This is a genomic window from Yoonia sp. 2307UL14-13 (genome assembly GCF_037572755.1).
Classification (GTDB): domain Bacteria; phylum Pseudomonadota; class Alphaproteobacteria; order Rhodobacterales; family Rhodobacteraceae; genus Yoonia.
Genome location: NZ_JBBIFZ010000002.1, coordinates 59,423 through 72,086, shown reverse-complemented (window position 1 = coordinate 72,086; position 12,664 = coordinate 59,423). Strand labels below are relative to the sequence as shown.

The 12,664-nt window shown below is 58.9% G+C and carries 15 protein-coding genes; 6 read left to right on the top strand and 9 right to left on the bottom strand.

Features of this window, described 5'->3' with window-relative positions:
* Window positions 1-1,827: SdrD B-like domain-containing protein (locus V8J85_RS07775; protein WP_339953154.1), on the top strand; the 1,827-nt coding region annotated here is incomplete at its 5' end.
* Window positions 1,828-2,003: 176 nt separating this feature from the next.
* On the opposite strand, the gene V8J85_RS07770 is transcribed toward V8J85_RS07775, so the two are convergent.
* Entirely contained in the window at window positions 2,004-2,228 is a 225-nt protein-coding gene (locus tag V8J85_RS07770) for a CDGSH iron-sulfur domain-containing protein (protein WP_339953491.1), read from the bottom strand.
* 306 nt (window positions 2,229-2,534) lie between these two features.
* On the opposite strand from V8J85_RS07770, the gene V8J85_RS07765 reads away from it, so the two are divergent.
* Complete coding sequence (locus tag V8J85_RS07765) at window positions 2,535-3,233, top strand: hypothetical protein (protein ID WP_339953153.1); 699 nt, start codon at window positions 2,535-2,537, stop codon at window positions 3,231-3,233.
* A gap of 18 nt (window positions 3,234-3,251) precedes the next feature.
* Here the strand turns inward: V8J85_RS07765 and rimO are convergent, their stop codons facing one another.
* Complete coding sequence (gene rimO, locus V8J85_RS07760) at window positions 3,252-4,649, bottom strand: 30S ribosomal protein S12 methylthiotransferase RimO (protein WP_339953152.1); 1,398 nt, start codon at window positions 4,647-4,649, stop codon at window positions 3,252-3,254.
* A gap of 75 nt (window positions 4,650-4,724) precedes the next feature.
* Here rimO and V8J85_RS07755 point away from each other — a divergent pair, with 75 nt between their 5' ends.
* The gene (locus tag V8J85_RS07755) at window positions 4,725-5,729 is read left to right on the top strand and encodes an SRPBCC family protein (protein WP_339953151.1); all 1,005 of its coding nucleotides are present in this window, start codon (window positions 4,725-4,727) and stop codon (window positions 5,727-5,729) included.
* Between the two features lie 7 nt (window positions 5,730-5,736).
* Window positions 5,737-6,693 (top strand): acyl-CoA desaturase, encoded by a 957-nt coding sequence (locus V8J85_RS07750; RefSeq protein WP_339953150.1) that lies wholly within the window; start codon window positions 5,737-5,739, stop codon window positions 6,691-6,693.
* Between the two features lie 92 nt (window positions 6,694-6,785).
* Here V8J85_RS07750 and V8J85_RS07745 read toward each other — a convergent pair whose 3' ends face one another.
* The 5 genes from V8J85_RS07745 to V8J85_RS07725 form a co-directional block, all read right to left on the bottom strand.
* Window positions 6,786-7,346 carry a hypothetical protein gene (locus V8J85_RS07745; RefSeq protein WP_339953149.1) on the bottom strand — a complete coding sequence of 187 codons (561 nt, stop codon included), beginning with the start codon at window positions 7,344-7,346 and terminating at the stop codon, window positions 6,786-6,788.
* 464 nt (window positions 7,347-7,810) lie between these two features.
* A complete protein-coding gene (locus V8J85_RS07740) occupies window positions 7,811-8,587 on the bottom strand; it encodes an SDR family NAD(P)-dependent oxidoreductase (RefSeq protein ID WP_339953148.1) in 777 nt (258 codons plus the stop codon).
* A gap of 77 nt (window positions 8,588-8,664) precedes the next feature.
* On the bottom strand, window positions 8,665-8,961 hold the full coding sequence (locus tag V8J85_RS07735; protein ID WP_339953147.1) for a hypothetical protein: 297 nt from the start codon (window positions 8,959-8,961) through the stop codon (window positions 8,665-8,667).
* A gap of 11 nt (window positions 8,962-8,972) precedes the next feature.
* Window positions 8,973-9,410 carry an SRPBCC family protein gene (locus tag V8J85_RS07730; RefSeq protein WP_339953146.1) on the bottom strand — a complete coding sequence of 146 codons (438 nt, stop codon included), beginning with the start codon at window positions 9,408-9,410 and terminating at the stop codon, window positions 8,973-8,975.
* On the bottom strand, window positions 9,407-9,727 hold the full coding sequence (locus V8J85_RS07725) for an ArsR/SmtB family transcription factor (RefSeq protein WP_339953145.1): 321 nt from the start codon (window positions 9,725-9,727) through the stop codon (window positions 9,407-9,409). The genes V8J85_RS07730 and V8J85_RS07725 overlap by 4 nt, the downstream gene beginning before the upstream one ends.
* A gap of 184 nt (window positions 9,728-9,911) precedes the next feature.
* Here V8J85_RS07725 and V8J85_RS07720 point away from each other — a divergent pair, with 184 nt between their 5' ends.
* Window positions 9,912-10,622, top strand: a complete 711-nt coding sequence (locus V8J85_RS07720; protein WP_339953144.1) for a DUF6683 family protein — start codon at window positions 9,912-9,914, stop codon at window positions 10,620-10,622.
* Window positions 10,623-10,682: 60 nt separating this feature from the next.
* Here V8J85_RS07720 and V8J85_RS07715 read toward each other — a convergent pair whose 3' ends face one another.
* Window positions 10,683-11,267 carry a GcrA family cell cycle regulator gene (locus V8J85_RS07715; protein ID WP_339953143.1) on the bottom strand — a complete coding sequence of 195 codons (585 nt, stop codon included), beginning with the start codon at window positions 11,265-11,267 and terminating at the stop codon, window positions 10,683-10,685.
* Between the two features lie 128 nt (window positions 11,268-11,395).
* On the opposite strand from V8J85_RS07715, the gene V8J85_RS07710 reads away from it, so the two are divergent.
* Window positions 11,396-12,199 carry an ABC transporter permease gene (locus tag V8J85_RS07710; protein ID WP_339953142.1) on the top strand — a complete coding sequence of 268 codons (804 nt, stop codon included), beginning with the start codon at window positions 11,396-11,398 and terminating at the stop codon, window positions 12,197-12,199.
* On the opposite strand, the gene V8J85_RS07705 is transcribed toward V8J85_RS07710, so the two are convergent.
* A complete protein-coding gene (locus V8J85_RS07705; RefSeq protein ID WP_339953141.1) occupies window positions 12,196-12,609 on the bottom strand; it encodes a hypothetical protein in 414 nt (137 codons plus the stop codon). The genes V8J85_RS07710 and V8J85_RS07705 overlap by 4 nt on opposite strands.
* Window positions 12,610-12,664: the final 55 nt, after the last annotated feature.

Genomic DNA, 12,664 nt, shown 5'->3' with positions numbered 1-12,664 from the left:
CTGGTGGATCAGGATGCGGGTGACGACGACGCTGTCGACAGCGACGCCGATCCGGCGACGGGTCTGACGGCGCCGATCACGGTTGTGGCCGGTGAGACGACGGAAGATGTCGATGCGGGTCTGACCGATCCGGGCACCGCCTCGCTCGGCGGACGGGTCTTCGTCGATAGCGACAAAAATGACCTGGAAGACGACGATGAGACGGGCGTAACGGGCGCGACCGTCCAGCTACTCTTGGCGGGTGCGATTGTCGCGACCACGACCACGGATGCGCAAGGCAATTACCTGTTCGAAGATCTCGACGCGGGAGACTATCAGGTTGTCTTTACCAATCCCGGAGATCTAGCCTTTGTCGCCCCGAATGTCGGCGGTGACGATGGCATTGACAGCGATGCCACGGATAATGGTGATGGGACGGCAACAACCACGCCGATCTCGGTCGGAAGTGGTGATGACATCCGTGATGTGGATGCCGGTCTGGCTGATCCGGGAACCGCAGCGATCGGTGATACGGTATTTATCGACGAGAACGGAAATGGCGTTTTCGATGATGGAGAGGCGACGCGGGCCGGCGTGGGCGTCACGTTGTTCGACGAGGATGGCACGGAGATCGCCACGACGTCTACCGATGCTGCCGGTAACTATCTTTTCGACGGACTCGACGCCGGGACCTACAGCATCGGGTTCGATGCCGTGGATGGGTTTGACTTTACCACTGCAAATACAGGCGATGACGGGGCCGATAGCGATGTCGATCCGGCGACCGGGCGGACCGGTGATGTGACGCTTGATGTGGGTGAAACGGACCTGACCGTCGATGCGGGGTTGGTGGCGCAGAATGTGAATCCTGTGGCTGTGGATGACATGGGTATGGTCTGCGCGCTTGAGACCACGAACATCGATGTCTTGGCCAACGATAGCGATGCCGATGGCGGGACAGTTGCGCTGGCCACGGTCAACGGTGTCGCGTTAAGCGTCGGTGCAAGCACCACGCTCGACAGTGGCGCGGTCGTGACGTTGAACGCCGATGGCACGCTGGCGTATGACAGCACCAATGCCGTGATCGACGGTGTGGCCGCCGCGGATATGCCGATCGGATCGACCTTCGATGACAGCTTTGCCTATACGATTACCGACGGGCAGGGCGGCGTGGATGACGGCACCGTCAATGTCGAGGTCAAGGGGGCGCTGAACACGATCGATACCATCGCGGCGACGCTTCCGGCCGAGGCCGTGACGATCCAGGGGGCGTTCCTGTTGAACCTCGGTTATTCGGCGACGATCAACGGGACCGGCGATGACCGGCTTGACGGGATCCGGGTCGAAAACGCCTATTGCATTGAAAGGACTGAGAAATTCATCCCAAACATCGACGTGGATATGGATGTATATGCTGGTACCGAAAGCGCTATCGATGATGGACAGTTCACCAACAATCTGGTCGAGAACCTCGATGCGATCAACTGGCTTTTGAACCAGGATTTCACGTCACAAAGCAACGGTGACACGACGGGCCCGACGGCTGGGCGCAACTATACCGAGGTTGAAATCCAGCACGTGATCTGGGGTCTGACCGATGGCAATGCCGAGCTGAAGCTGGATACGTTCGTCGGTGATTTCTACAACGGGACACAGGAAAATATCGACGAATTGCTGGGCCGTGCTTTGGCCGAGGGCGAGGGTTATGAACCCGGAGAGGGTGATCTGATCACCATCATTCTAGACCCCGAAGAGGTGCAGGCGGGCTTCTCGGAGGAGGATGATTACGATCAGGCGTTCATCCTGACCTATGAATTCGACGCCTTCATGCAGGACCCGATTTGCTAGGTGCCGGGTGGGCATCACGGGCGGTAGCGAAGGATGCTGTCGCCCGTTAACAATTCGTGTTTTGACCGTTTTTCGACATCGGAATTCTATCGGACTTTCATCGGAATTCCATCGGACCCGAGGCAGGGGATTGCGTGGTTAACGGACCGTGCGGTGGTTGACCGGTTAACGAAGACCTAAAGCCGGTTAAGTGTCCCGTCGCACGTCACCGGGGCTGCCGAATGCTTGCATCCCCAAAAGAAGACGCGCTTTGAGTCGGGCGCTTCGAACTTGACCTGGGCGAAGTCGGTGGCCTTGTGCGGCCCGTCGCAGAAGGGCTGATTTTCGGACCGACCGCAGGCGCACCAGAAATAGGATTTGCCCGCCTCGACATCGACGGGGAACGGGCCCTTTTGGGAGATGTAAGGGGTTGGGCATGATGTGGGCGCGGTTGTTCGTCGACCGGAGGAAAGCGCCTTTCAGGACCATGGGTAGGGTCGCCTATTGGCGCGACAGGAGGACAGTGGCCGACCTGGAGGACGCTTGCGGCGGTGGCGCTATGCGATGTGTTTGCCAAAAGGGTGACGTGTGCGCTGATTGAGAGGTTGCAAAAGCGGCCTCCTGGGGGAGGTCGGCCGCTGCCCGGCGATGCCGGGCGGGAGGGTTGCGGCATCTTCAAAAACGTCTAACCTTCGATAGATGATTAAACCTAATTGTTGGATGTAAAATTGAAGTCGGCCTTCTTCGTTACACCTATTGGAGATCAAGGATCAGATGAAAGAAGACGAGCTGATGCTGTTTTAGCTCATGTACTCAGACCTATCCTAGCTGATACTTTTGAGATCACCCGCGCTGATGAAATTGATCTGCCTGGCAATATCAATAACGACATAATCAATCGGCTATTTTCGTCGGATCTTGTGATTGCAGATCTTACGGGATTAAATCCGAACGTTATGTACGAAGTGGGTGTCCGGCATAGCTTCAACTTACCGATCATACAGATCATGCAAGATGGTGCCCGGTTACCCTTTGATGTTGTAACCGAGCGAACGATATACTTTGATCTGACTGACCTCAGCAGCGTTGAAGAAGGGAAGAAAAAAATAAAGAAATACGCTGAAGCTGCGATCTCAAAAGAAAAGCGATATTTTGGCCCGGTTCATGCTGCCTTAAACACAGCGGCGCTCTTCAGGAGCGACGGTGACGTTGCTAACGCAATCGAGGTGCTTTCTGACAAAATAGATGCAATAGATATATCAAACGGTTTTGAAATACATGATATGATCGATGAAGCGGTAAGCAGTGCGGTTGGAGAAGCCGCTTCGGAATTCAGGAATTCAAAAATTGATCACATTTATGATCTTTTTTCGAGTTTGACTCCCTACGAAGCCGATCAGTTGATCGATAAATTGAAAAAGATGTAGTTTGGTTTGGGTAAAAGCTTAAGACATGCCGATGGTGCGACCCCACAAATCATACTCCCCCGCTTCCTCAACTTCGACCGTCACCATATTCCCCACAGCCAACCCCTCCGCCCCTTCATCAATAAACAAATTCCCATCGATCTCCGGCGCGTCGGCCCATGTCCGACATGTCGCGATGCCGTCTGCGTCGATGTCGTCTACGATGACCTCGAGCGTCTTGCCGACTTTGGCGGCCAGTTTCGCCTCGGAGATGGCTTGGGCTTTGGTCATGAAACGCTCCCACCTTTCCTGTTTCACCTCGTCCGCCACGTGGTCTGGTAGGGCGTTGCTACGGGCGCCTGCGACGTTTTCGTATTGGAAGCAGCCCACGCGGTCCAACTGTGCCTCGTCCAGCCAGTCGAGGAGATGTTGGAATTCCGCCTCCGTCTCACCCGGGTAGCCGACGATGAAGGTGGATCGCAGGGTAATGTCTGGGCAATCGCTCCGCCAGCGGGCGATTTCGTCGAGAGTTTTCGCCCCCGCCGCAGGGCGCGCCATACGGCGCAGCACGTCGGGGTGGCTGTGCTGGAAGGGGATATCGAGGTAGGGGAGGACTCCGTTCGCCGGGTCCGCCATGATCGGGATCAGGTCGCGCACATGGGGGTAGGGGTAGACGTAGTGCAGCCGCACCCACGCGCCCAACTGCCCCAGTTCGCGGGTCAGGTCGGTGATGTGGCTGCGGACCTCGCCGTCTTTCCACGGATGCGTGTCGTATTTGCGGTCAAGGCCGTAGGCGCTGGTGTCCTGGCTGATGACGAGCAGTTCCTTGACGCCTGCCTCCACCAGCTTTTCGGCCTCGCGCAGCACGGCGTAGGCGGGGCGGCTGGCGAGTTTGCCGCGCATGTCGGGGATGATGCAGAACTTGCATTTGTGGTTACAGCCTTCGGAAATCTTGAGATAGCTGTAGTGGCGGGGGGTCAGGCTGACACCGCTTGCCGGGAGCAGGTCAATGAATGGGTCGGGGGCAGGCGGCACATTGGCGTGGACGGCGTCGAGCACCTGTTCGTATTGATGCGGGCCTGTCACGGCGAGGATTTGCGGGTGGTGGTCGCGGATGTAATCCGGTTCGGCCCCCAGACAGCCGGTGACGATGACCTTGCCGTTTTCCTGCAGCGCCTCGCCGATCGCGTCGAGGCTTTCGGCCTTTGCGCTGTCGAGGAAGCCGCAGGTGTTCACGATGACGGCCTCGGCCCCGGCATAGTCGGGCGAGATCGCATAGCCCTCGGCCCGCAGCCGGGTCAGGATGCGTTCGCTATCGACCAGCGCCTTGGGGCAGCCGAGGGAGACCATGCCGATGGTCGGCTGCCCGTCGCGTTTGGTTTCGGTGACCTGTGCGCGGGCGAGATCGGGGCGGAGGTTTGGTGGGTTCTGGGACATGGCTGTGATGTAGCGCAGTGTTGTGGCAAGAGGAATGGTGATTGCGTGATCGGTGTGGTGTGATCATGGTGGGGTATGATTTTGTTCAGACCGTTGATCGCCGTTTCCCCGCATGTGTTCGCCGGGGCGGTCGCGTTGACCTATGCGTGGTATCTGGCCCAGACGCCGTGGCGGGTGAGCGCGGCGCAGTTTCTATCGCCGTTGATCCTGATCATCCTCGTGCATTTGGTGGTTCTGGCGCTGCGTGGTCGCTTGCGCCCCGGTTTCGCGGGGGCGGTGTTTGGGCAGGCGTTCCTGACCAGTGTGGCGATCATGGCGGTTTTGATCGGGGGTGCCCTGTTTGCCCCGCAGCCCGCGCAGGCGGATGTGGGCGAGGCGGTGGAGACGCTGCTGATCGTTGTGTTCTGCGCGGCATATATCGCGATGGTGATGGGCGTTGCGGCGCTGGCGATTTATCTGGTGTACCGGTTCTTGATGCTGTTTGTCGGCCTGTTCCGGGATGATGGCCCCAAGAGCCGCCTGTTCGACGTGGGTGGTGTCGTTGTCTGCTGTCTTGGCCTTGGGGTGGCGAGTTTGGAGGGGATGCCGCAGGGGTTTTCCTTGTCGTCCACCCATGAGGTTACGGCGAGCCATTTTGTCGCGAAGCCGACGGAGGACGTCTGGCGTGTGATGGGCACGGCGACGTCGCCCGATTTTCCTTTGCCCGGGATATTGGCGGCGTTTCCCCGACCGGTGGCCGTTTCGACGGACGAAGGTGTTGGTCTGGGTGCCAATCGTCGCGTGTTGTTTGAGGGGCGCGAAGGGGCCGGGGCCTTGCATCTGCGGGTGACCGAGCGGGACGCGCAGCGCGCCGTTTTCACCTTCCTGTCGGATACCACGCCTTATGCGGGTTGGATCGGGTATCGGCAGTTGACCTATACCGTTGTCCCTGAAGGGGCGGGGACCCGGTTGTCGGTATCTTTGGAGTTTGACCGAAAGCTCGCGCCATCGTGGTTCTTTGGCCCGGTGATGCGCGGGGCGGCGTATTTGGCGGCGGATGTCCTTGTGCGCGATGTGAAAGAGCGGGCAGAGCGTGGGTAGCGCGGACATGTCCGATCTGGTCGCGACCGAGCGGGTGTTTCCGCGGCCCCAGACCTCTGCCGTGAACGGCGATATCAGGATTGACTGGACCAAGGCGCTTTGGCTGATGTTTCATGGGGTCGCGGGGTGTGTCGGCGTCTTTCTGTATCCGCAGATTGACGGGTTGGTCGTGTTTATCGCGCTGATGGCGATCACTATTTGCGCGGGGCATTCTGTGGGGATGCATCGGCTTTTGATCCATCGCAGTTTTCGAACCCATCGCTGGCTGGAATATGTGTTGGTCTGGTTGGGAACGCTGGTTGGGATGGCGGGGCCGTCTGGGATGATCCGGGCGCATGATCTGCGCGATTGGCATCAGCGGCAGACGGCGTGCCCGCCCCATCCGTCACATGGCGCGGGGTTTTGGCGCGATGCGTGGTGGCAGTTGTGCTGCGTGTATCGCTTGCACGCCCCACCGCGTTTCGTGATCGAGTCCGAGGTGGCCGAAGACCCGGTGTATCGCTGGATGGACCGTACATGGATGCTGCAGCAGATCCCGTTGGCAGCTTTGCTATACCTGCTGGGTGGATGGGCCTGGGTACTGTGGGGGTGCAGCCTGCGCGTTTTCGTGTCGCTGTCCGGGCATTGGATGGTGGGCCATTTTGCCCATCGGTGCGGGCAGCAGGATTGGGTGGTCGCCGGTCTGCCGGTGCAGGGCTATAACCTGCCGGGCCTCGGGCTGATCACCTTTGGCGAAAATTGGCATGGCAATCACCATGCGTTTCCACATTCCGCCCGCCTTGGCATCGCGCCGGGGCAGCGTGACCCCGGATTTGTTTTTATCAACTGTCTCGAACGGCTTGGTTTGGTGTGGGACGTCCAAGGCCCCGATGATCAACCACGGAGGGGGGGTTTGACGCGGATGGACGCCCCTACTTCGTCTGCATCCCGCGCACCATTTTCAGCACCGACCAGCGGGGCATGAAGGGCACTAACCAGTTCAACATGAACCGCAGTTTACCGTCGTTAGGTCCTTGTGTGCCAACGCAGGTGAAGATGTGATTGGGGTACTCAACACTACTGTCTTTGTAGTATCGCCTCATCCGGGCGGCGAAAGTCTGCGATGTTCCGCGCGCTATCCACTTCTTCATCCAGAAAGCGCATCGCTCTGGCGAGGGCTTCTAGCGGGCTCAGCCAGTCACCGCATTGTCGTTGTCGTTCAAAAGGCGCGCAACCCTGACGATCCGCATAGTGCATTTGCACATAGATATGAGGCGTGGCGATGTCTTCGTCATCTTGGAAAGAGACCGACCCGACCTTGCAGTAATAATCATGGCAGATTGCGACGACATGGCGGCCTTGGAATATGCGGTCGGCAGAGAGGTAAATGACCCACTGCTCATTTTGCGTTTGGGGTACTTGCACAAAATCTGCATTGACCGAATGGGCCGCCGCGAGCGTCTGCTCTGAAGACGGTTTTTCCGACCATCGTTTCCGATCATCCGGTATTACGCCATAGCTGCCAATGAATCTGGACTGCTCTGATAGCAGCGTTTCGTCGTGTAGCCGTAAGCTATCGTCCCAACGGGAAAAAGGACCCAGCGCTGGCGTCGGCCCACAATCGATACGAAAATCCATGCCTGCGGGATGTGTATCGGCACCGCGTTTGTAAGTGTCACCTACAATGTCGAAATATCGCGGCCATGTCGCCTTCATTTCACACTGACCAGATCTCGTCGGGATGTTCCAAAGCGGCAAAGTGTATGTGTCTTGACCGACAATTTCGGTTGAGTGGCCGTCAGGGATGACATTGCAATCTGCCGTCTCGCAGAACGCGGCCCATTCTTTAACCCGCGTTTGTCGCAACTGATCGATTTCAGCTGCTCGCCTTTCGCTATAACTCTGCCCATCCGAAACGATTAGAAACCAAAAGACTGCCGCAACGCCAAGTACGATTGGCGTCGAAGCGAATAGGACGATAGCGGCTGCTACCCAAGTTAATACTTTCAGATACTTCATGCGAAGTCGCGTTCTCGCCTAAGTTCTTCGAGACAGGTTACTAGCCGATAAATCCATTTTGAAGAACGTGGCATTAAACGCCGCTACTTCGTCTGCATCCCCCGCACCATTTTCAGCACCGACCAGCGGGGCATGAAGGGCACTAGCCAGTTCAACATGAACCGTAGCTTGCCATCGTTGATCGCCCGCAATTCCGCCCGCCGCATTGCGTCGTAGCCGTATTTTGCGGCGCTGGCGGGTGTTGCGCCGCCGCCTTTGACGAGGTTCACCCCTTCGAGGTTGGCGCGCGCGGCGAATTCGGTTTCGACATAGCCGGGTTCCAGCGCGGTGACGGTGACCTTTTTGTCCTTCAGTTCTTCGGCCAGGGCTTGGCTGAAGCTGCTGACATAGGCTTTGGTCGCGAAATAGGTCGCCTGAAGCGGGCCGGGCATATAGGCCGCGGTTGAGCTGACGTTGAGGATTTTGCCGCCGCCCTGGGCGACCATATCCTTGCCGATCAGATGGCACAGGGTGATCAGCGATTTCACGTTCAGGTCGATCATCGCGATGTCGTCGTCCAGATTGCGATCGAGGAATTCGCCGTGCCCGCCAAAGCCGGCATTGTTGATCAGGATGTCGATCTGCTGGCCGGTTTCTTTGACCTTGGCATAGAGCCCCCGCGCGCCTTCGACCCCGCCCAGATCGTGGGCGATGGTGGTGACGGTGACGTTGTGCTCAGCCTCGATTTCGGCCTTGAGCGCGTCGAGTTCTTCGGCCCGGCGCGCGGTGACGATCATGTCACCGCCCTTGCTGGCGTGGTACTTCGCGAATGCGCGACCGATCCCGGCGGATGCGCCGGTGATGAGGGCTGTGTTGGGCATGATGGCCTCCGGGTGTTTGACTGTTGCGCCTTGACCTAGTGCGCGACCATGGTTGGATCAACCGGAGGGACGCGCCGTCACCCGGGCATCTGGGCCAGTTCGCTGAGTTGCATCGCACTGTTATCCATGTCGAGAAACGGGCAGGCCTGAGCGATTAGGCGCGCCGCTTCCATATCGGCAGCGTTGATGATCGTGTAGCCCATCATCGTCGTGATGTCCTTGTCGCCCAGCACTTCGGTCCCTTTGAGCGGCTGCTGTGGCACCACGGCGTCCAGCCCGCTGATCCATTGCATGTAGCGGTCCATATGCGCCTTGCCGTCCTCGGGCGATTTGGGTTGGCTGCCGCCGTGATAGGTCATGATGAATTGAGGCATTTCGGGTCCTTTCAATCTGCTGTGACAAGTTGTTCGAGGCGGGCGAGGGCGCTGTTCCAGCCCTTGTCGCGCATGTCCGCGATATGTTCGGGGTTGAGTCCCGATTGGGTGAGGGTTAGTTTCGTCCGCCCTTGCGGGGTCGTGTCGAGGGTGAAACGGATGACGGATTCCGGCCCGTTGGTGCCGTCTTCCATGCGGAAACTGAGCGTCAGTTCCACCATCTCGGGCGGGTCGATCTGTTTGACCTCTCCACCAACGGTTGCCGGATGCCCTTGCGGCCCGACCATGGTGGCCCACCATGGTCCTGGTGCCGCAAAGCTGAGCGCGTGGTCGGCGATGATTGTGCCCTCAGGCCCCCACCAATTCAGAAGGAAGTCGGTTTGGGTGAGATGTGCGAACACCTTTTCCTGCGGCGCGGCGAAGATGCGGGTCATCTCGAGTGTACTCATGACAGGTCCTTCTTGAGCGCGGCATCCAGCCGGTCGAGGCTGCCGGACCAGAATTGGGGATAGCTCATCGCCCAGTCGTTGATGGCTTTTATCGCTGTGGGTTCAATCGCATAGAGCCTGCGCTGTTTGTCGATGCGCTGGCGGATGATTCCGGCCTTGCGCAGGACTTTCAGATGCCGCGACATGGCGGGGGCCGAGAGGTCGGCGACCTGATGCAGGGTGCCTGCCGGGAGTTCACCGTCCTTGAGCAACCTTTCGACAATGGCGAAGCGGGCCGGGTCGCCGAGGGCTGCGAAAGTATCAGGCAGGGCGGTCATACTCTATCGTTTTCATATTTTATTAATTAACGCAAGATGGAAATGATTTGGATTGATTTCATTGGCCGGAAAAGGTGCCGGTTACCCTACTTGAACGCCAGACGTTGCCGTGCGCTAATTGATGACACGCGCTTTTGTCTTTCGAAATTTGGACGACGTCATCAATACGACAAGGAGACATCTGATGAATTGGTTGAACCTGCGGCGGTTTTTGCCGCTTTTGATGGTTGGCATTCTTTCGCACGTGCCGATGGCCGCGTCCGCGCAGATGGATTGGATTACGCCCCATCTGCAAAGTCTGGAATTCGGCCGGCAAATCGACCAGATCGTCGAGCAATCCCGCACCGGTGGCGCCACGCAGCAGCAGGCCACCTCTGTTGATGCATTATTTGTTCCGTCGGCGGCACGAACGCAGGAAAACGTGTCGCGCTTTATCCGTCTGTCCGAGCAGGCCGGTGATGGTGGGCAGTTACGGTCGTATTTCGTGGCACAGCCCACGCTGATGGGTGAAATTGCCCAAGCCATGCGGGGTGCAAATCTTGATCCACAGAATGTTGCTGATTGCTATGCCTTGTGGTGGATGGCGGTCTGGCAGGCGGCGAATGGGGTGACGGGCGACCCCGATAGCCGGACCGTGGCAGCGGTGCGTCGTCAGGCCCGTGACGTCTTTGCGACGACGCCCGGATTTGCGGAAACGTCAGATGCGGATCGCCAGCAATATGCGGAAGCGCTGATGTTGCAGACCCTTTTGTTAAGCGCGGCGAACGAACAATTTCAGGGGAACCCGGCAGCTTTGCGGCAACTGGCGTCAAGCGCGCGGCAAGGCGCCGTGGCGAGTGGTGTCGATATATCGCGGATGACCCTGACGTCGGATGGTTTTGTCATGAGCTTTTGACGAAAAAAGCGCGCCGATCATTCGGCGCGCCCTGATGCTTCGGTCGATGTCTCCTGACGTCTACCGCCGCCGATCCCGCCGTGACGACATCGGTTGGAACGCCACGCCAACATGTGCCTCGCAATAGGGTTTGCCCTGCTGCACGGCGAGGCCGCAGAACCAGAAATCCTCCGTCGCGGGGTCGCCGACAGGCCATTTGCAGGTCTTTTCGGTCAGTTCCATCAGGGTGATCCGCTTGGAGGTCTTTTCGATCTCGCTGACCTTGGCCAGCGCCTCGGGGCTGATTTCATTCGCCGAGGGTTGCGGTGGCAGCGGCTGCCCGGCGGGAATGATCGCGCGGCGGGCGGCAGAAATCGGGATGCCGTTTTCGTCCAGCTCCGGCTTTTCCTTGGCGGCGGGGGCCGCTGCGGGTTTGGGCTTGGCCGCCGGTTTCGCGGCGGGCTTGGCTGCGGCGGCCTTTTCCTTGGGCGCGGCCTTGGTCGCCCCACCACCTGATCCGGCCCGGTTCGACAGGCCCAGCCGGTGCACCTTGCCGATGACGGCATTGCGGGTTACGCCGCCCAGTTCCTTGGCGATCTGGCTGGCGGACTGGCCTTCGCCCCACATCTTTTTGAGCGTCTCGACACGCTCGTCTGTCCAGGACATATGAATTCCTTTGGTCTAGCTTGGCCGATACGCGCTATCGGCCCTTGTCTCATCCAACGATCCCCTATTCTAAGCATGGTCGGGGCGGATGTGAAGGACTGCCGATAGATTTGGCGGAAAGGTTTACGATGCAGGAACGAACAGCGATGGGCATACGCCGGTTCGGCCGGATCAACTGGCTGGGTACGTGGACCCTGCTGACGCGCGAGGTGCGCCGGTTCATGAATGTCTGGTCGCAGACGGTCATGGCGCCGTTGATCAATGCGGGGCTGTTTCTGATGATTTTCACCATCGCGATCGGTTCGCAACGCGGCGACGTGATGGGTGTGCCGTTCATGACGTTTCTGACGCCGGGTATCCTGACGATGACCGTGATCCAGAACGCCTTTGCCAATACGTCGTCCAGCCTCGCCTCGGCCAAGGTCCAGGGGAATATCGTGGATACGCTGATGCCGCCACTGTCCGCAGGAGAGTTGGTGGCGGGTTACATCGGTGGCGCGGTTGCGCGCGGAGCGCTCGTCGCGGTCGTGATCGCGTTCGGGGCGGCGCTTTTCCTTGGCGTGGGCATGCAATCGCCGATTTGGGTGATCGCCTTTGTCTTTCTCGGGTCGGTTCTGATGGGCGGGCTGGGGATGATCGCGGGAATTTTCGCCAACAAATTCGATCAGCTTTCGGCGATCTCCAACTTTCTGGTGACGCCGTTGGCGTTCCTGTCCGGCACATTCTATTCGATCGAGGCGCTGCCGCCCGCCCTGCAAACGCTCAGCCGCGCCAATCCGTTTTTCTACATCATCGACGGGGTGCGGTTCGGGATGATCGGGGTCAGCGACAGCAGCCCGTGGATTGGGCTGGCCGTGGTCGGATTCTCTTGCGTGGCCGTTCTGAGCCTGTGCTGGTGGTGGATGCGGACGGGGTATCGGCTGAAGCCCTAGATCACATCCCGCAACGGAATGCCCCGCGTCGCCATGACTTCGGACAATTCGTCGATGTCGGGCAGGTCGCCGGCAAAGGTACCCTCTTCGCGACCGTCCTTGTAGACGATCGTTACCGTGCATTCCGCGCTGAGTTCGGTCACGCGCAGATAGGCGATGTCGTCCAGCGCGATCCGGCGCGGTTTGCGCCAAGCGCCCAAGGTCAGATAATCCTGGTCGACGCGAATGCCCGAGATGTTTTGCGGCATGAGCATCCAGCAAAACGTCACCGCGCTGAGCGCCCAAACAAGGTTCATCAGGTGATCCGCGTCGGTCAGAATGACAATCACCAGCAACAGGACGATCGCGATAGCGAACACCCTGATAACCCACCGGGATGGTGCGCTACGATACTCGTAAACGTCGTTCATAACCGCGCCCTAGACCACAATCATGGCTGGAATTTGTTCTTTGCGGTATCTCTTT